The sequence below is a fragment of the Agrobacterium sp. FDAARGOS_525 genome, from assembly GCF_003938925.1.
In the GTDB taxonomy this organism is placed as follows: domain Bacteria; phylum Pseudomonadota; class Alphaproteobacteria; order Rhizobiales; family Rhizobiaceae; genus Agrobacterium; species Agrobacterium pusense.
The window spans coordinates 63,468-80,209 of record NZ_RKIU01000006.1 but is presented as its reverse complement, the minus strand read 5'-3'; the positions used below and the strand labels follow the sequence as shown (position 1 = coordinate 80,209).

At 55.4% G+C, this 16,742-nt stretch carries 20 protein-coding genes and 2 pseudogenes; 6 read left to right on the top strand and 16 right to left on the bottom strand.

Features of this window, described 5'->3' with window-relative positions:
- Positions 1-334: 334 nt before the first annotated feature.
- A pseudogene (locus EGT36_RS28455) lies at positions 335-859 on the bottom strand (amino acid ABC transporter ATP-binding protein); the annotation flags it as partial.
- Positions 860-897: 38 nt separating this feature from the next.
- Here EGT36_RS28455 and EGT36_RS28450 point away from each other — a divergent pair.
- Positions 898-1,615 (top strand): annotated as a pseudogene (locus tag EGT36_RS28450) (IS6 family transposase).
- A 289-nt stretch (positions 1,616-1,904) separates the two neighbouring features.
- On the opposite strand, the gene EGT36_RS28445 reads toward EGT36_RS28450, so the two are convergent.
- Complete coding sequence (locus tag EGT36_RS28445; RefSeq protein ID WP_125271692.1) at positions 1,905-2,762, bottom strand: alpha/beta fold hydrolase; 858 nt, start codon at positions 2,760-2,762, stop codon at positions 1,905-1,907.
- A gap of 434 nt (positions 2,763-3,196) precedes the next feature.
- On the opposite strand from EGT36_RS28445, the gene EGT36_RS30855 reads away from it, so the two are divergent.
- From EGT36_RS30855 to EGT36_RS28435, 3 genes are all read left to right on the top strand, one after another.
- Positions 3,197-3,640 carry a LysR family transcriptional regulator gene (locus tag EGT36_RS30855; RefSeq protein ID WP_210211249.1) on the top strand — a complete coding sequence of 148 codons (444 nt, stop codon included), beginning with the start codon at positions 3,197-3,199 and terminating at the stop codon, positions 3,638-3,640.
- On the top strand, positions 3,556-3,828 hold the full coding sequence (locus tag EGT36_RS31445) for a LysR substrate-binding domain-containing protein (protein WP_353505592.1): 273 nt from the start codon (positions 3,556-3,558) through the stop codon (positions 3,826-3,828). Before EGT36_RS30855 ends, EGT36_RS31445 begins: the two co-directional genes overlap by 85 nt.
- Before the next feature lie 522 nt (positions 3,829-4,350).
- Entirely contained in the window at positions 4,351-5,103 is a 753-nt protein-coding gene (locus EGT36_RS28435) for an IS6 family transposase (RefSeq protein ID WP_024899183.1), read from the top strand.
- A 66-nt stretch (positions 5,104-5,169) separates the two neighbouring features.
- On the opposite strand, the gene EGT36_RS28430 is transcribed toward EGT36_RS28435, so the two are convergent.
- The 4 genes from EGT36_RS28430 to EGT36_RS28410 all read right to left on the bottom strand — a co-directional run bounded on the left by EGT36_RS28430 (position 5,170) and on the right by EGT36_RS28410 (position 6,672).
- Positions 5,170-5,349 (bottom strand): hypothetical protein, encoded by a 180-nt coding sequence (locus EGT36_RS28430; protein ID WP_125271643.1) that lies wholly within the window; start codon positions 5,347-5,349, stop codon positions 5,170-5,172.
- Between the two features lie 11 nt (positions 5,350-5,360).
- On the bottom strand, positions 5,361-5,552 hold the full coding sequence (locus EGT36_RS28425; RefSeq protein WP_125271642.1) for a hypothetical protein: 192 nt from the start codon (positions 5,550-5,552) through the stop codon (positions 5,361-5,363).
- Positions 5,553-5,574: 22 nt separating this feature from the next.
- The gene (gene ssb / locus EGT36_RS28420) at positions 5,575-6,009 is read right to left on the bottom strand and encodes a single-stranded DNA-binding protein (RefSeq protein ID WP_125271641.1); all 435 of its coding nucleotides are present in this window, start codon (positions 6,007-6,009) and stop codon (positions 5,575-5,577) included.
- A gap of 177 nt (positions 6,010-6,186) precedes the next feature.
- Positions 6,187-6,672: a recombinase family protein gene (locus EGT36_RS28410; RefSeq protein ID WP_125271639.1), complete on the bottom strand. Its 486-nt coding sequence runs from the start codon at positions 6,670-6,672 to the stop codon at positions 6,187-6,189.
- 112 nt (positions 6,673-6,784) lie between these two features.
- Between EGT36_RS28410 and EGT36_RS28405 the strand changes: the two genes are divergently transcribed.
- On the top strand, positions 6,785-7,072 hold the full coding sequence (locus EGT36_RS28405) for a hypothetical protein (RefSeq protein WP_210211248.1): 288 nt from the start codon (positions 6,785-6,787) through the stop codon (positions 7,070-7,072).
- 286 nt (positions 7,073-7,358) lie between these two features.
- On the opposite strand, the gene EGT36_RS30735 is transcribed toward EGT36_RS28405, so the two are convergent.
- On the bottom strand, positions 7,359-7,772 hold the full coding sequence (locus EGT36_RS30735) for a hypothetical protein (RefSeq protein ID WP_172965746.1): 414 nt from the start codon (positions 7,770-7,772) through the stop codon (positions 7,359-7,361).
- Positions 7,773-7,824: 52 nt separating this feature from the next.
- On the opposite strand from EGT36_RS30735, the gene EGT36_RS30730 reads away from it, so the two are divergent.
- The gene (locus tag EGT36_RS30730; protein ID WP_172965745.1) at positions 7,825-8,145 is read left to right on the top strand and encodes a thermonuclease family protein; all 321 of its coding nucleotides are present in this window, start codon (positions 7,825-7,827) and stop codon (positions 8,143-8,145) included.
- A gap of 26 nt (positions 8,146-8,171) precedes the next feature.
- Here EGT36_RS30730 and EGT36_RS28395 read toward each other — a convergent pair whose 3' ends face one another.
- The 9 genes from EGT36_RS28395 to EGT36_RS28355 form a co-directional block, all read right to left on the bottom strand.
- Positions 8,172-8,477 carry a response regulator gene (locus EGT36_RS28395; protein ID WP_286084374.1) on the bottom strand — a complete coding sequence of 102 codons (306 nt, stop codon included), beginning with the start codon at positions 8,475-8,477 and terminating at the stop codon, positions 8,172-8,174.
- Positions 8,478-8,891: 414 nt separating this feature from the next.
- Complete coding sequence (locus EGT36_RS28390; protein ID WP_125271636.1) at positions 8,892-9,656, bottom strand: type II toxin-antitoxin system HipA family toxin; 765 nt, start codon at positions 9,654-9,656, stop codon at positions 8,892-8,894.
- On the bottom strand, positions 9,653-10,213 hold the full coding sequence (locus EGT36_RS28385) for a HipA N-terminal domain-containing protein (protein WP_125271635.1): 561 nt from the start codon (positions 10,211-10,213) through the stop codon (positions 9,653-9,655). The genes EGT36_RS28390 and EGT36_RS28385 overlap by 4 nt, the downstream gene beginning before the upstream one ends.
- The gene (locus EGT36_RS28380; RefSeq protein ID WP_125271634.1) at positions 10,213-10,593 is read right to left on the bottom strand and encodes a helix-turn-helix domain-containing protein; all 381 of its coding nucleotides are present in this window, start codon (positions 10,591-10,593) and stop codon (positions 10,213-10,215) included. The genes EGT36_RS28385 and EGT36_RS28380 overlap by 1 nt, the downstream gene beginning before the upstream one ends.
- Before the next feature lie 61 nt (positions 10,594-10,654).
- On the bottom strand, positions 10,655-12,049 hold the full coding sequence (locus EGT36_RS28375) for a type II toxin-antitoxin system HipA family toxin (protein ID WP_125271633.1): 1,395 nt from the start codon (positions 12,047-12,049) through the stop codon (positions 10,655-10,657).
- Positions 12,046-12,651, bottom strand: coding sequence for a helix-turn-helix domain-containing protein (locus EGT36_RS28370; RefSeq protein WP_125271632.1), 606 nt, complete (start codon positions 12,649-12,651; stop codon positions 12,046-12,048). Before EGT36_RS28370 ends, EGT36_RS28375 begins: the two co-directional genes overlap by 4 nt.
- Before the next feature lie 53 nt (positions 12,652-12,704).
- The gene (locus tag EGT36_RS28365; RefSeq protein ID WP_125271631.1) at positions 12,705-12,938 is read right to left on the bottom strand and encodes a hypothetical protein; all 234 of its coding nucleotides are present in this window, start codon (positions 12,936-12,938) and stop codon (positions 12,705-12,707) included.
- A 257-nt stretch (positions 12,939-13,195) separates the two neighbouring features.
- Positions 13,196-13,618 carry a hypothetical protein gene (locus EGT36_RS28360; RefSeq protein ID WP_125271630.1) on the bottom strand — a complete coding sequence of 141 codons (423 nt, stop codon included), beginning with the start codon at positions 13,616-13,618 and terminating at the stop codon, positions 13,196-13,198.
- A gap of 124 nt (positions 13,619-13,742) precedes the next feature.
- Complete coding sequence (locus EGT36_RS28355) at positions 13,743-16,739, bottom strand: putative type IV secretion/conjugal transfer ATPase (RefSeq protein ID WP_125271629.1); 2,997 nt, start codon at positions 16,737-16,739, stop codon at positions 13,743-13,745.
- Between the last annotated feature and the right edge of the window lie 3 nt (positions 16,740-16,742).

Sequence of the window (16,742 nt, the reverse complement as noted above, 5' to 3'; positions counted from 1 at the left end):
ACCTGGGCCAGGACGCCATCGATGGAGAGCGGGATTGGACCGCTTCCGAGTGCTGCCGCCCGACCGCAGCGATTTTGCTCGGACCTTCAGCCGGTGATGCCAGGTATGGTGGTACGAGAGAAGCACGGAATGCCGGTCAGAATGTTTCCGGAGAAGACATTCGCGCATCATTCCGGGAAATCACCAAGCCGAGGACGATCCGGCTTGGCTTCACAAACGCAGCATCCGGTATCTTCCGACACGGACCCTCTTGTTCGGGCGACATCAGAGAAACATAAATGCCAGCTCGCGGCGCCTGACCTTGAAAGAAGCCATCGCGAACTGGATCACTACCTTAGTGCTTGAGGACGCGGGCGAGGAACGAGCGCGCGCGATCATTCTGCGGACTGTCAAAGAACACATCCGGCTTGGCGATTTCCAGGATCGAACCCTGATCGATATAGACGACCCGATCCGCAACCTCGCGCGCGAAGCCCATCTCATGGGTCACGATCATCATGGTCATGCCTTCGGCTGCCAGTTCCCGCATGACGTCGAGAACTTCGCCAACCATTTCCGGATCAAGCGCGCTGGTCGGCTCGTCGAAAAGCATCAGATGCGGTTCCATAGCGAGAGACCGGGCAATGGCCACTCGCTGCTGCTGGCCTCCGGACAGCTGACCAGGAAATTTGTGCGCATGATCAAGCAGGCCTACCCGGCCGAGCAGCTTGATAGCAGCGGCTTCCGCCTCGACCTTCGACTTCTTGCGCACACGCATCGGTGCGATCGTAATGTTTTCCAGGACAGTCTTGTGGGGAAACAGGTTGAACTGCTGGAAAACCATTCCTACACCCTTGCGGATTTCTGCCAACTCGCTCTCGGGCGTTGTCACGTTGTTCGTGGCTTAACGGTTGACGGATAACCGGACGTGATGAGCACGCCGACCATCAGCTACAAGAACCACCGTTTCCCACCGCATATCATCGCCCATGCCGTCTGGCTGTATTTCCGGTTCCCGTTAAGCCTGCGGCTGGTGGAAGAAATGCTGCTGGAGCGCGGCATCGTCGTGTCCTACGAAACGATCCGGCGCTGGGGCCGGAAATTCGGTGCGGCCTACGCAAAGCGACTGCGCAGAAAGACGCCGTCGCGAGAGGATATCTGGCATCTGGACGAAGTGGTCGTGACGATCGGCGGGCGAAAGCATTGGCTTTGGCGAGCCGTCGACCAGGACGGATATGTTCTCGACGAGATCGTGCAGACCCGTCGAGACACCAAGGCTGCCAAGCGATTGCTGATCAGGCTGCTGAAGAAGCAAGCCCTCGCGCCAAAGAGGATTGTCACCGATAAACTGCGTTCATACGGGGCGGCAAAGCGAGATGTGATGCCGGCCATTGAACATAGATCACACAAGGGCCTTAGCAACCGTGCGGAAAATTCCCATCTGCCGCTGCGAAAACGAGAACGAGTGATGCAGGGCTTCCGATCCGTCGGCAGTCTGCAACAATTTGTCCCCGTGTTTTCAGCGGTTAGAAATCATTTCGTCCCGTCGCATCAAAAACACTCCGCCCTCGCCACCCACATTCATCGGATCCGCGCCATGGCGCACTGGAAGGCCGTGACCGGCGCAACTGCCTGAGTTTAACTGAAAGTGCTTCGTCCGGCCTCAGTCGAACAACGTGACAACGCCGCGAACCCTTATCGGAAACGCGGGAGGCGTAAGGGTCTTCATCGACAGTTCGCAGTACGAACGCGACAGCACGGTAGAGACGAGGGGTGCGTCCGCTGACAGCAGGCTCAATACCCCGGAGCGAAGTGCCGCCAGCGAGAATAGATTTGCAAACTCTCGACTCCCGCGGCGAAAAAAAGCTGCGGTTCTCACAGTTCATCGGCCTCACATTCCACTATTGAGCGACACGTGTGCCTGTCTATAGATATCGACCGAGAAAACTGCGGATGATCTGGGCTATCTCGCTCGCGTGGGTTTCGAGCGCGAAATGGCCGGTGTCGAGCAGATGCACATGTGCATTTGGAAGGTCGCGTTTGTAGGCTTCAGCTCCGGCTGGAATGAAGGCTGGATCGTGACGACCCCAGACCGCGAGGAATGGCGGTTGGCTCGTGCGGAAATACTCTTGAAATTCAGGATACCGCTCTAGATTTGTCCGATAATCCAAAACGAGATCGAGTTGGATTTCCGCAGCACCCGGCCGCGCCATTAACGCGATATCGAGCATGTAACCATCAGGGCCGAGTCGTTGAGGATCGGCACCCGTACGATACTGCCAGTTCTCGATCACATCCGGCGACAGCGTTTCACGGCACGCCTCTCGTGTCTGCGGCGTGGGGTCACGCCAGTAGTTCTGCCAAGCGTCCCACTGGTCAGAGAAGCCATCGAGATAAGCATTGCCGTTTTGGCTGATGATCGCCGTTACCCGCTCCGGATGTGCCGCCGCAAGCCGATAACCAACCGGCGCACCGTAGTCAAAAACGTAAAGTGCATATTGATCAAGCGACAGGGCCTGCGTAAAGTCGTCGATGACTTTTGCCAGATTGTCAAACGTATATTCGAAACGTCCGCGCTCTGGAGCCTGCGTGTATCCAAATCCCGGCAAGTCTGGCGCTATCACACGAAATTTTTCGGCGAGAAGCGGGATGAGGTCCCGGAACATGTGGCTCGACGTCGGAAAACCGTGAAGCAGAAGCAGAACCGGAGCATTTCTTGCGCCGGCCTCCCGATAGAACACCTTCACTTCACCGACCTGCTGTGTTTTATAACTTACTGTCATGAGATTCTCCTGATTGGCAAGATGTCTGCGCCAGTTGCTCGCGCAGTTAGCATTCTCAGCTTCCAGCTCTGCAAGCCGCTTCCGGATCGGGCGTAAGCCATCTTCAAGTTGCTCCTGCGTGTAGCGGGGCATGATGTGCTGAGGGCAATTCCAGTCAAAGTTTTGCAATCGAAGCCGCACGACACGCTCAGCCCGACCCATCGTTCCCTCAAGAACCGATGCCGTGGAAATTTTCGCACATGGATGCGACACCAAGTTGCTGTTGCACCTCACGACCCGCAGGCGTTACCGCTATATCCAGAAATCCATAAGTATTACTGTCTCCCAACGCCTAACGTTTGGCATGGCACCGTCACAGCTAAACATAATCCTTCGTACAGCGATGCATAATTAGCGGATTTCGGATAACATCTGATCGAAAAGTGAGGAGATCCATGGATCGTCTGGAGGCAATGTCGTTATTGATCGACACGCTGGATGAGGGCAGCTTTTCGGCTGCCGCGAAAAAGCGCGGCGTGCCGGTGGCAACACTCACCCGAAAGATTGGACAACTCGAACAGCACTTGGGTGCCGCCCTTCTGGTTCGATCGACCCGTAAGTTGTCGCTGACTGACGCCGGACAGCGATACCTCGCAGGCGCACGCCAAATCATAACGCAAGTGGCGGAAGTGGAGCGAGAGGCAGCAGGTGAATTCCGCGAGCCGACCGGACGGCTGGTTGTTAGCGCACCGAGAATGTTTGGTCGCCTCCACGTATTGCCAATCGTCAAGGACTTCCTGACCCTTCACGAGGGATTTCTGTCGATCTGCAACTCAACGACGGCAATGTCAATCTTGCGGCGGGTGCCGCGGACATCGCGGTACGGATCGGGGCGTTAGCTGACACTAGCCTGATTGGTACTCGGCTGGGCAGCATGCGGACGGTGGTCGTTGCCAGTCCAGCACTTCTTGATCGTCACAGAGAAGTTCAACACCCAGATGATCTGAAATTTCTACCCTCCATAAAGCTCACATTACCAACGCAGCCGACGCCCCAGAGCCACAGAAAACCAAATCTACTGGCCTGAAGGCAATCGGCTGTCCACGGAAGCGGCGATCGATGCGGCTGAGGCAGAGTTGGGATTTGTCCGGCTCCTGCACTATCAAGCGGCAGAAGCACTTGTTGCCGGCCGGTTGCGTCTGCTGCTAGCATCATTCGAAGGAGAGCCTGCCCCGGTTCACATTCTACATGCGGCTCTACCACAATTGCCTCAAAAAACCCGACGCTTCCTGGATTCGCAAGCAGCAGACTGCGTGCAACTCTGATTGCTGTTGGAAAGGCCTGACTAAACCTTCCCCGTAAATCGTTGGGACGAGTCAATTGTTGCGCTGTGTGGGGTTCTACGCAGAATTGAGCCAGTCATAGAATGAACCCGCCAATTCGTTGAGTCGACCTTCACTATGAAAACACGCCAGCCGCTCATTCTCACCGCCCGGATCACCGAACAGGATCTCTAGCCGTTCGACGGGCTTGTCGCAAACTTTCGGGCTTAACCGTATGTTGACCATAGGCATGGAATTTGCCGCTCCGAAAGTTGCGGAGCGAGCCCATGATTCTGAATGCTATTGCCGAGAAGCTGAAGCGCCAATCAAAGGATGACTTCAAAGGCAGGCATTTCGAGGCCTGGTTGATTGTACAGGCGGTTGCCTGGTACTTGCGCTACCCGCTCAGCTATCGTGACTTGGAAGAGATGTTTCGCGAGCGGGGCTTTGAGGTCGATCATAGCACGATCAACCGCTGGGTATTGGCCTATGCGCCGATGATCGAAAAACGGCTTCGGCAGTTTAGGCGCCCCCATTGCGGCTCGGTCAGAATCGATGAGACGTACGTCAAGATCCGCGGCAAATGGCGCTATCTGTACCGAGCCATCGACAAGCATGGCAATCCGGTAGATTTCCTGTTGACCGCTAAGCGCGATCTCGCCGCCGCCAAGCGGTTTTTCCGCAAGATGCTCAAAGACGAACCCTTGTTGTCGCCGACCAGGATCGGGACCGACGGGGCCAACACCTTCCCGTCAACGATCAAAATGTCGGTTGATGATGGGCTCCTCCATCCCGATCCCGTCCACTATGTCACCAAGCACCTCCAGCAAGGCATCGAAAGTGACCATTTCCGGGTAAAGAAGAACATGCCAAAGATCGGTGGCTTCCAATCCTTCAACACGGCGCGGCGAACCATCGCGGGTTTCGAGGCAATGCTGTGGTTGAGGAAAGGCTTCAGCTTTTCCGGCGGTTGGACTGTCAACGATCAGAACGATTTTCTTGCGCGCCTCTTCGGACTGCAAAAGATTAACAAAGCATGAAAATGAGGACGCTCAGGGGATAATCGCGCGCTCCGAAAATGTTTGCGACAGGCCCCTTTAAAATTATCACTTAAATCGATTTCGCTCTTCAAGACGCCGCTGTTCATCAGCTCGACGCTGCTCTTCCTGTCGCCTTTGTTCCTCACGCCGCATTTCTTCGCGGCGCTGTTCGTCAGCTCGACGCTGCTCCTCGCGCCGCTGGTCTTCTACCCGGCGTTGCTCTTCTCTCCATCGATCATCACTCATCGTATCTTCCTTCAATCAAACTGGCGGCCGATCCACCTGCCGAGACGCGCCACATTGTTAAAAAGAACTAAGCCAGCCGTGAATGTTAGAATGCCGATGACGGACGCCCCCATAGGGCCATATCCGTGCCAAAGAAGTGCATAGAGAACCATGACGACACCAGCAAATGTCGCTCCGATCAGCTCGGCCTTATCATCGTCCATTGTGTTTCCCTTCCTTGCCTCGTCAGAATGGAATCTCGTCTCCAAAATCGCGACCTTCGGAGCCGTAGCTGTCGTCAGGCTCCTGATCCTCAGACTTGTCGCCGCCGGGCAGCGGGCCAAACTGGACGGTGCCGCGATAGAGCTGCAAAACAACTTCGGTCGTATAGCGGTCGCTGCCACTCTGATCTTGCCATTTGCGTGTCTGCAACTGGCCTTCGACGTAAACTTCCCGGCCCTTCTTGCCGTACTTCTCAACATACGAGCACAGATGCTCGTTGAAGATAACGACATCATGCCATTGAGTGGATTCCCTCCGCTCACCTGTCTGCTTGTCACGCCAGAACTCGGATGTAGCCACTCGCAACTTGGCCACCGGCTTTCCATTGTTGGTACGCCGAATTTCAGGGTCCAAGCCCAATCGGCCTTGTAGAATGACCTTGTTGATATTGATCGTCATCGACTTTTCCTTTTCTGCGGCTAGGCCGTTTGAAACTACGGGTCCAAATCGTTGCGTTCAAAATACTCGTATCAATCAGCTACTTCGCGGGGTTCTTGCCCGTCCGCTTCCCAAAATGCCGGTAAAGCGTCCTCTGACCTATACCGGTACGCTTGACGACCTCTTTGATGTGAAGATCTAGGTTGAAGAAAAGCTTGCGTGCTTCATCCAGCCGCTCTTGCGGTAGTGATGGCGCTCCACCTTTCTTATCCTCCGGCCGCTTGGCACGCATGTGCGATGCCAGCTCGTTTCGAAGGCCGTTATAGCCTCTGAAAACAAAGAAATTGCGGCTCCGGCATCTGGATGCCACCGAACGACCTCGTTGGTCGCAGCATCAAACACCGCTGCGCCCTTTTCGTTGATCGCCCGCAAGGTCTCTTCGATGTCTGTGACGCCCGTACCCAAACGAGAGGCACTGGCAACATAGACCATATCGCCTTCCTTCAGGCCGCTGATCATTTCCGTTCGCTGCGGCGTCGGGTCCACATACTCGGTCCTCCTGCGAGTGGCGATCTGCTCCACGAAAATCCTGCACTCCTCGGGCAGGCCAGAGGCGCGTAAAGCCTCTTCCTGCTCCTCCTTCGTGGGGGCAGCTTTTGCCAACCGGATGTAGCCAATCTTCATACGATAATGCCCTTACTACGCTGCCATTACTTTTGGGATTGACAGCGCGTCAAAACTGCTTTGTAGTGTCAAACACTAAACTAATGACACGCACATTGCAATGGAGTTGGAAATGCAGGCCAGAACCTACCGCCTCGGTTCAAGTGAAATGGTGCATACCCCCGGCGTCATAGCTTGGGCGAAGAACGCATATGCCTTCGAAAAGGACCGAAACCAGCTTCGTAAGATTGTCTCCGAGACATGGGGCGTCCCCGACGAGGTTGCTCACCGCCTATTGAGTGGTGAGACAAACTATACCATCGACGGAAACACCGTCGTATTTCTGATACTATCGAGAGCGCCTGCTGAGGCGCTTAATGCCATAACTTTGCGGGTTGATATCAATGAACTACACCGCTGAACAGACTCGTGACGGCAGATGGCAGGTTGTTCACATTTCCACACGAGCTGCTTACGGACAACCAGTCGCCTCGCCAGATGCGGCGCAACAACTCATCATTGAGGCAGAGGCGGCGGCGAACATTCGCCGCCTTACAGAATGCCGATCTGGTTCCTGCGCGCTTTGAGTTGCCAAGCGATGCCTGATCAGTTTTGCCGCAAGGTCCACTTGCCGTCCATTTTCACAAGAACTGCATGCATAGCTCTCTCAGGCTGGAGAGCCGGTCCATTCTCGCCTTGGCGCATTGTCAGCTTAAACGTGCAATCGTAAGCCTCACCGTTCTGATTGCAGGTCGTGTTTGTAACGCCATAGTGCACATCCCTCCACCCGTGGCGGCACCGATAAGCGACTGCGCGAATGGATTGCCTGATATCTGCTGGGATGCCTGCGTAAAGGCGTCTTTGAAAGCCTCACTGACATCCGCATCTGTTGGAGCACTGGCACCGCAGCCAGCAAGTAGTAAAGGTAATGCAGCAAGCCACAGTTTCGGATTCATATGTTCTCCATCCCTCTTGAAATCTGATTTTGACATGCAATCCACACAAACAATTATATGTGAAGAGGCAGGCTGTCCATTGACGTCCGTTCTGAGAGCTTTTCGTCCAAATTTCAGCGCCGCTGCTGTTTTCGCTGCTTTGATGGCTATTCCCTTACCTGCCATGGCGGATGCCTCTGAGTGGCCGATCTGTGGCTCATCGCGGCGTGTTCAATGCGTGGTCGATGGCGACACCTTCTGGCATCACCGCATAAAATATCGGATCGTGGATATCGACGCGCCTGAAAGCGGAGATCGAGCACATTGCCAGATCGAGCGTCAGCTTGCTGATGCAGCAACTCACAAACTTAAAGAACTGCTCGACAGAGGCGGTTTAAATCTGGAGTCCGTTGGTACAGACCGCTACGGCCGTGTACTGGTCAGGGCATTTACCGATGGGCATGACATTTCAAGAGAAATGATCAACGCCGGGCTGGCTGTCCCGTTTGGCAAACCTGATCGATTTCGATGGTGTCGATCAAGCCAGATCGCCAGATGACATCAAGGCGTATCTGATGGCCGATGCTACCGCCCTTGTGCGTAAGGCTTCGGGATCAACTCTATTGTAACACCGCAATCTCTTACCCGGCCGGATGTCAGGATAACTTTCACGTCCGGCCGGTTGCCCATTACCCACCTTGCCAACCCATCCCCATCCATCTCGCCCGGCATTTGGATATCCGAAAACACGAGATCGACGTGGGTTGATTGAAGCACCTTTATCGCTTCCTTGGCACTGCCAACCTCTGTAACCACATATCCGCAGTCCCTTAGATAGTCGGCGATATCAATCCGCACGAGCGGCTCGTCTTCCACAACGAGCACTGCCATTGCTTTCCTGTCCATATGGCGTCCCCTCGACGTGAGTACGTCAAAGAAACACATTATTTTGCATAAAGTTCCATATGTGTTTTATAAGATAGCGCTAGCCTGCACATGCTAGCATAAGCTAGCAGCGCTCCTCATTTTGGTCTCGGAGCATTCGGTGCTGGTGGTGGAGGGAGACGCTTCGGGGGAGCCTCGCCACAAGGCTCATCCAGACCATCATTCTGAACCTTACAACCTCGCTCAATACCGGCCGATCCGCCGGAGCGATCTTTGGCATTTGCAGGGAAAATGAAAGCTGTCGAGCAGGCAAGTGCAATGCTGGACAGGAACAGAGAGAATTTGAACATGGCAGGGGCCTCCTTTGTTGCCTCGTCGTTCTGACGGGTAAGCCCCGGCCTTTATTCGTAGCGGTGATTGTCACCCAAGCGACGGTCCCCGTGGCGGTGCTGGTGATCGATTGCCATTCAACATCGAGACTTCGACCAACGAGCGGGCATATTCGGCCTCCTTATGCTCAAAGGCAGGTCGATATATGCCAATCTCTGCACCATTCATGCCCGCCTCACGCGCAAGGCTCTCCCAGCTCTGTGAAATTGTGTGGGCCATTTCTCCGATGGTCTTTGCCGCATCGTCGGGATCGATCTCGAAATAGAAGGCATACTCCATAAGCATCGAGATCGAGGCGTCCGGCGCGGCCGGATCGGCAATCGCTGTTTTCAGTTCCTTGAAGCGCTCTGGAGCTGGATTGACATCAAAAACGGGAGACAAACGCCACCTCCCATCGCCCGCGTAAAGAAAGCCATGGTTTTTCAGATGATCATCAACGTTAGAAACGAGGATATTGAAGCTCACTCGCCGAAATAGCTCGCGCAGCTCCTCGTAGGGAGCGGCAGCTTGCTCCCGTATCGTATCTGCGAGATTTAGATATGTGCCACCAGTGGCGGTCGGCAGATCGAGCATGGTCTGCGCCGAAATGTAGGGCACTCGGCCATTGCTTGTCCGGTCAAACCGCTCGATGATCGCCACCGGCAAACCTGCGCTCATTTCGATCCGAGCTTTCGGCGCCTCAATCCCACAAAGCTTCGCCAGCCTCAGAGTAAGAACCTCTGCTCTTTCCACGGGATATGTGTCATGAATCGAGGTAAACTTCGCGATGGAAAGGGTTCCGTCGCTGTCAATCACAGAACACTTTGGACGAGCGCCCCCCAGCGTACTACCCACCTGCCGGAGCCGTCGAAGCGCGGCAGCATCAGGATCATTGCTTTCGGCGCTGGCAATAGCATGGCTGAGCTGATCAAGATGCAGGAGGGGGGAATAGGATGTCGGCCGTTGGGAGCAGCCGAAAGGAACGGGGAGCCTTCCTCAAGGCTACGTACACGCAGAGCGCCCACTCGGCTGAAATCATCGACCGCAGTTAGGAAGTCTATCTCCGTCAGTGGATTGCTATTATTGCCCCCGAGCCGGACATCTTTGCGAATGATATTCCTTCCCCATGAATCCGGCGTCGTGTCCGCAACAGGAGGAGGCAGTGGCGTCCCGTGTTCGTTGGCTGCGCGGAAGAACTTCCTATCCGCATCAAGCGTCAGCGCTGGCGCTATGGCAAAACCTCGTGGGTGCTCCAACCATCCTGAATCATATTGGAAGCTGGAATGCTCGCGACCACCGGCCGCCTCGAACCATAGGGTTCCGACCTCTAGCCCGGAATCGCCAATGCAGATTTTATACGCGCTCTGCACCATCAGAATGCCACCTTATCTTTGCCGTTAGCCGATTCTTGCGTGTCGGCGTCACTCTTCTTTTTCTTGCCATCACGTTTCGGCCGCACACGCTGGGGGAGCGCGTTGACGCCCAGCGCCAGACCAATGTCATCCTTTGAAATGTCCAACAGTCCCGCTAGCCTGCCATGCTCGCCGAGAGTAACTAGAACCATCGCCAAAACCCCAAGCGAAACCCCGCCGTCGCCTTTTTCCAGACGCCTGATGGTGGCAACATTCACGCCAGCGCCATCAGCCATGCGCTGCTGAGTAAAGCGGCGCTTTTTGCGAGCTATCGCGATGTCGTCACCGAGCTTTTTAAGCTCGGCTTGCGCACGAAGGGACGGTACGGGCTTCTCTTTCATAATGGTGCATATATACACCTTTATTGACGCATAAAGCTACATATAAATAGGCTAATGAATTTTATAATGAAGGTGAGATGATCGGTCCTCGACCTCGCCCGTGATCAGCATGGATTTCCCGCGTCGGCTCCGGCCGATTTTCACGAATAGCAGTCGCGCGAGCAACAACATCATCAACGATCACGTCCAGTAGCGGAGTGTCCGCAAGTGTGTGACGCATCTCCTCCCTTACCGAAACGACAGCAGAGCTAATCTTGAGCGCCATTTCGTCAAGGCGTTTCAGCACATGGGTAGCAGGCATACCGACATCCTGCGCGAACTCAGCCCAATGATCACGGCTGATCCTTGTACGCCAGAACTCCCCTTGTTTCGGATTATCCTTGTCACGACCGACTGACATGGCAAGCAGCGGTTTCATGGACGTGTAGTTTGCCGCAAATGCCGCCTGATTATTCAGATCATAAACAGGGGAAAGAGAAAGCCGCCCGCTCGGTGAATACCGTATCGAGTAGTTTTTTCCGTGAGCATCGGGATTCCCTGAAAGATACTGGAACAGCGCCCGATCCAGCATACCAGCCTGATCAACTGCGGGGCGCTCCATCAGTTTCATAAGTTCGGCCATCCTTTTCCAAGAGGGGCCGCCCTTTTCTTCGTATTTGTTCAAGGGATGGATACCAAGAGCCTGACAGAAATCCTCCTGATGGGTGCGATTCAGGAGAGCAGGGCCGTCCTGCCGGGTCTGTAGGGTTCGGTCGTAACGTGCGATCCGCATATAGACCTTATCCTCAGCCTGCTGGATCTGCGATGTGGGAACTCGAAGTCCGCAAGCATGCGCCAGCCGGAGACAAAAGTGCTCCGTCTTAATGGAATCGTTCAATCCAGCGATATCGACCTTGATGATATGAGAGGATGGGAAGCCATTGACCGGCAATGCGACCTTGCCCCCCATCACCAACACGGCCATTTTGTCGTGAACGCCAGCGAGCGAAATTCGCGTTCCTAGCACTGGATCGTCAACTAGCGGACGCGCTGGCAGTTCACGGAGGAGCTGTGCCAACTCCTCCTCACTCAAAACCTTGAAGCCGGGCGGCTCGCGCAGTGCAATATTTCGTTCGGCAGGATCGGCGAAGATAACAGCGCCAGCGCAATCGCGGCCGATCAGCCGGAGAAATTCAAAATCGCTTTCATGGGCCGATTGCATTCCGAAAGCCTGAGCGATCCTGTGCCGATGATGATGGCTTTCAGGCAGCAGTCCAGCAATGAACGGCTCCACGACTTCCGGCCCGTGTTCCACCTTTGTGAGAGGCATCGAGAGCGACAGTGCGTGCCCTCGGCCCTCTCTGGCATCTGAAAGCCACTGACGGTCGTAGACGAAGTGCAGGCCGTCCTTGCTTCGTTCGAGATCGCCAACCTTCCTGTCGTAAAGAACCACATTCAGGCTATTTCCGTTGCTCACCTACCCTGCTCCAAATCGTCTGGCAGACTGTCCCCGATATCGATCTCGGTTTCTTCCTCGGTCGGTTTGTCTGCCACGATGACACCGCTGATTTTGGCCGTATCGACAACATCGAATGTAAGGCCTACGGCCTCTGCGATCCTGATAGCGACTGACAGCGAAACGTCCTTACCGTCCTCGAAATCCTTCACAATGAATCGACTAAAGCCTGTGGCATTGCCCACTTGCTCTCGCGATAGTGACAGTTCTTCCCGCCGCTGCTTTACTGCATCGCAAAGCCGCTCGTGGCCATGCGGGCGTATAACATCGTCAGGTGGGATTGTGTCTTTGCTGCCGAGCCGGGCAAGCCACTCCTGCCTTTGCTCAAGGCTCATCAGTTCCCATGCAATGATCGTTGCCGCAACATAGCGCGGCGGCTCTCCATTCGTTCCAAACTGCCCCCTCAATTGCCTGCTGACGCTGATCTCTGTTTTTCCCGTCATGGCGGCGAGCGTTTTCTGGCTCAAACCGGCCGCTCGGGCACGCTCCTGCCATGGGGAAACTTCGGTACTGTACTTGCGCGGCTCGCGCCCGGAGCGCGCCCGACGTTCTTTTTCTGACATTAATATCACTCACGCATATTGACAAAGAGGGCCGGTTAGGAACATAGATATAACTAACGCATATTGATCGGTTTTGAAAGGCATCTGAAATGCGCCATTGGCTCCGCAATCTGCCCGACATGGACTCCAAGTTCGTGGAAGAGCACATCGAACCGTTGGAAAGCCTCTACCGGGAAAGAGGCGAGCTTACGCGCCGCATTACCAAGACCGAAATCGACGTACATCACGCGGTCCTGAATCGCTGGACGCCCGATCAGGTCAGAGCCTGTTTTGAAACCTCCATTCATCAGGACTCCTCCCAGTAGTCTGCTTCATTGATGCGGCGGACCACCTTCCCCGGCTTCCCTCAGCCGGGGATTTTTTTTGCCTGCTTTTTAGATCGACCAGAAGCGGCATGCGGATTAGCTCGTTCTTCGATCCAATTTGGACATATAGGCACCGGACGAGCTGAATGCAGTTCAGTGTTGCAAGCGTGACAGCCAAAAAGAAGCGGCCCCTTTCGGGACCGCTCCACTTGCCTATCCCCCTTTCGGAAGATCGCTGCTCAGTTGCTCCCGCCGAGAGCAACGGACTGGACCCAACCGATGAAGATACCCACAATCCCGAGGATACCAGCGATGACCGCAGCCATGGCCGAACGGCCAGCATTGTTGCGGCTCTGCTCGTTGTTGACGGCATCCCACCACTTGTAGACCGAGTAGCCTGCGAAGATCAGGCTCAGCGCGCCGAAGAGGTAGAGGCCGGTGCTCGCAAGGTTCTCAAGCCCTGACTTTGCATCGTCGGGGTTCATTCGAGAATTACGCGCCGCGTCCTGCGCCTGCTTCTGAAACTCAAGCGGGGCTTTCGGGTCGGCCGTCTGGCCGAGTACGGTTTCCAGTGCTGAAAAATAGGTCACGCTCGCCAGAGCGATTGCAGCCAGGTACTTGTCTCGCGCCTTACCGGCGACAGCTAATGCGGTTGCCTTCATTTCCTTCTCTCCTTGCCGCCAACGGCCCGTTGCTCAATATGCTTACACCAAGCTCACACGTTTCACAATGAAGTGTTGCACCTTTTTAATGTGCAATTGTGACACTACACAAGAGGTTTCAGCCCTATTCCGCCGCCACTTTCATCGTGTTCGCCATCTCGTATTGCATAATTTCATCTGCTACCAGCTTAGCAATGGAAGTGCCGGTAGAACGCCTTTGCGTTCTGGCCATTTCTTCCCATCGACCAATGGCAGTTCCTTCGGGGAAGCGTTTCGCCAGAAGATCGAGCGCACGATCCAGTGGAACGCGACTGTAAAGCTCGTCACGTACAGCGCGATCTTCTGACTTCGTTGAAAGCGCCCACAGCAGCCTGATCCCCAACGCATTGTTGAAAATCACCCACCGCTTCTCGTCATTTCGCAGCTTGTACATCGCCAGCACGTTCGCGCCCTTCGAAGGGTCTGATTTGTCAGGGCCGTTCACGTAGCGCTGCAAAGCCTCATCGACCGCTTCGCTGCCCCCCAGCTCATCGAGGATAGCTCTGCGAGCGGCCTGAGAGTCGGAATTGAGGATCATGATCGTGGTGGCCTGCGATGTCAGGCCTTTGAAGTCGGCCAGCTCTTGCGACACAAGTGCGACCTCAAGGTTCCACTTACGGCCGGTTCGGCAGTCATGCCAAACCACGTCATTGATGGTGTCAATACTGGTGCCGGTCAGATGGTATTCGTCCATCACCATACGCTTTGGAGTCTCGGCGATGATTTGGAAGGTCCGCTGCCAATAGCGTTCATATGCCTGCCGTATTTCAGGATCGTCAGGGAACGTCATCGCACGGATATCGTCTTTATCGCCCGCGATCTTGCTCATGAACACCTGACGAGTCATCAGGAACATGAGGGTGTTCTTCCTCGCAGATTCGTCCGTCATGGACGAAACCGTCAGAACATCTTGCAGGTCGATTGCCATGATCCGGGCAGAACCGGTCTCAATCGACGTGTAGTTGGTGAACATCGGATAGGCACTTTCCAGCGATTCAAGATGGCGCTGGACATTCCTGATCATCTCTTCGCCGAAATCGTCTTTGATCTGCGGCTCGGCGATAACCGTCGCGATATCTTTGATGCGCGGAGCGGCATAGCGTTGCGCCCGAACGGCCATCTCATGATTCCCACGCAACATAAACTCATCCACGAGTGTCCAATATCGCGTGCGATCCGTGACCTTGATACCGGCCGCATGAGCCGCCTCATTGAGCTGCGGGTCGATATTTGCCTGCCAGCGGTTGGCATTTGAATCGACGCTGAGATCACTTTTGATCTCGAAAACACGGTCAATGACGCGAGTGATAAGCTGCGGCAGCAGCTCGTGGTCCATCGGGATCGCCGTCAGCAGGAAGTTCTTCATGAACACCCGCTCCCGATCCAACGGATAGCGCGAGCCTAGCGAGATATCGAAGAGATTGACCGCATATTCGGCGGTGTTCTTCGGCCGCATATAAATGACCTCGCGCCGCCGCTCTTCCGGCAGTAAGGCACTTAGAAGGTTCATACAGCCCGACGAGGATACCCCCACGTCTGCAACCATCATGAAAGGTAACTCGCTGCCCGGTCGGTACGCCGCAAGATCGAAATTCATCCGGTTCATCAACACCGACTTACCCGAACCTGTACCGGCTGCAATGAGTGTGAGCCATGCCGGTTGCTCAGGCGCAAAAGCGCGATGCGGAGTAAGTTTTCCTTCTATCGACGTGAAAAGACTGTCGCCGGTCTCGAACACGGGAGCGGTGCGGTGGAACGGCAGGACAACGGAAAGGTCCGAGATCGGGGCGAGCGTGCCGCGCCAGCTCTGTGTGGTGGCGTTCATGCCCGCCACTGTCTCCGCCAGTGTGCGGACCGGGCTTGCCGGGCTGTCAGTGACCGTGCAGTCCCCCCACGACTGCAAGCCGACCAGTAGAGCTGATGCGCGGCTGCGTAGCCTCTCCTCCGGCTCTCCCGGCTCGATCCAAGTCGCGGCCGACAGGTTGGTCTTGACCACTGCCTCAGTATCGGAGCCAAGCGCATCCGTCACCAGTTGGAGGTTCTTGCCGAGCAGCTTGGTCGTACCATCGAATATGCCGAGCAATTGCGCAGCGACCTGCCTGATGCGGATTGAGGACTTGTCTGCGCTGTTCAAGGATTCCAGCGAGATCGCTACGCGGTAGGGCATCTGCGAGCGCCGCAGGCGCTCCACGAGATGATTAAACGGTCGCAGGTTCTTAGGATAGCGCAGCACCTGACAAACGGCGAAACTGCGTGGTCCCCATGAAATCCGGCGCATATCCTGCGAAACCACAGGAGCCGACGAAAGGATCTGCATCGCCAGTGGTGGAGCGAAAAAATCGGACACGTCACTGTCGAACGTGTTTTTCAGCGGCGGATATTTCACAGCACCCGGTTCATGCGGCTTCCAGTCATTGGGTGTCTCATGGAAGAAAATACCCTGACGGATTTTGGCGATATCCGGTCTTGAGCCATCCTCGCCCGGCATGACTATGCTGGCTATCACGCCTATCCGGTCCAGAGCGGTCATGAACGACTGCACGAATGCCATATGCGGCCCTTCCAAAGCTGGAAGCTCAGCATACGGGTCCATGGCCGCCCTCATGGCAGGTAGCTCGCTGCGGGCTTTGTCGTTGGCCTTCTTCTGCGCGACGATCTCACGCTGTTGCCCGGCCTGCGGGCGCGTGATCAACGCCACCACGAGCCGTTCCGAAACGGCCCTGCGCAAAATCACATTGCGCGATTCTTCGAGAATGCCGGCGACGCGCAATTGCTTGAGTTCAGCGTTGTGGCGCTGGCGCTCAAGGTGCTCGTCAACCTCGGTCTCAGCATTGAAGGACGATTCGAATGAGACGACGATGTTATGGCCGGGCGCCTTCATCACCTGCGCCATTTCGGCCGCAAAAATATCGATCATCCTATCGGCGTAATCACGCTCCGAGATGATCGAGCGAGCACCCTTGATCTCGATAAGTGTGATATCCGAGCCGTCATGCGCGAATAAGACAGGGCGTGTGCTGTTCGGATCGAATCCACTCAGGTCGCAGAACTGATCTGCGTGTCGGTTCAGCATCGTCGTCATCGG

Excerpts from the sequence above, each read along its gene's own strand:
- EGT36_RS28445 (WP_125271692.1), bottom strand. The coding sequence starts at position 2,762 with ATGACAGTAAGTTATAAAACACAGCAGGTCGGTGAAGTGAAGGTGTTC.
- EGT36_RS30855 (WP_210211249.1), top strand. The coding sequence starts at position 3,197 with ATGGATCGTCTGGAGGCAATGTCGTTATTGATCGACACGCTGGATGAG.
- EGT36_RS28435 (WP_024899183.1), top strand. The coding sequence starts at position 4,351 with ATGATTCTGAATGCTATTGCCGAGAAGCTGAAGCGCCAATCAAAGGAT.
- EGT36_RS28430 (WP_125271643.1), bottom strand. The coding sequence starts at position 5,349 with ATGAGTGATGATCGATGGAGAGAAGAGCAACGCCGGGTAGAAGACCAG.
- EGT36_RS28425 (WP_125271642.1), bottom strand. The coding sequence starts at position 5,552 with ATGGACGATGATAAGGCCGAGCTGATCGGAGCGACATTTGCTGGTGTC.
- ssb (WP_125271641.1), bottom strand. The coding sequence starts at position 6,009 with ATGACGATCAATATCAACAAGGTCATTCTACAAGGCCGATTGGGCTTG.
- EGT36_RS28410 (WP_125271639.1), bottom strand. The coding sequence starts at position 6,672 with ATGAAGATTGGCTACATCCGGTTGGCAAAAGCTGCCCCCACGAAGGAG.
- EGT36_RS28405 (WP_210211248.1), top strand. The coding sequence starts at position 6,785 with ATGCAGGCCAGAACCTACCGCCTCGGTTCAAGTGAAATGGTGCATACC.
- EGT36_RS30735 (WP_172965746.1), bottom strand. The coding sequence starts at position 7,772 with ATGGCAGGTAAGGGAATAGCCATCAAAGCAGCGAAAACAGCAGCGGCG.
- EGT36_RS28395 (WP_286084374.1), bottom strand. The coding sequence starts at position 8,477 with ATGGCAGTGCTCGTTGTGGAAGACGAGCCGCTCGTGCGGATTGATATC.
- EGT36_RS28385 (WP_125271635.1), bottom strand. The coding sequence starts at position 10,213 with ATGGTGCAGAGCGCGTATAAAATCTGCATTGGCGATTCCGGGCTAGAG.
- EGT36_RS28380 (WP_125271634.1), bottom strand. The coding sequence starts at position 10,593 with ATGAAAGAGAAGCCCGTACCGTCCCTTCGTGCGCAAGCCGAGCTTAAA.
- EGT36_RS28370 (WP_125271632.1), bottom strand. The coding sequence starts at position 12,651 with ATGTCAGAAAAAGAACGTCGGGCGCGCTCCGGGCGCGAGCCGCGCAAG.
- EGT36_RS28365 (WP_125271631.1), bottom strand. The coding sequence starts at position 12,938 with ATGAATGGAGGTTTCAAAACAGGCTCTGACCTGATCGGGCGTCCAGCG.
- EGT36_RS28360 (WP_125271630.1), bottom strand. The coding sequence starts at position 13,618 with ATGAAGGCAACCGCATTAGCTGTCGCCGGTAAGGCGCGAGACAAGTAC.
- EGT36_RS28355 (WP_125271629.1), bottom strand. The coding sequence starts at position 16,739 with ATGACGACGATGCTGAACCGACACGCAGATCAGTTCTGCGACCTGAGT.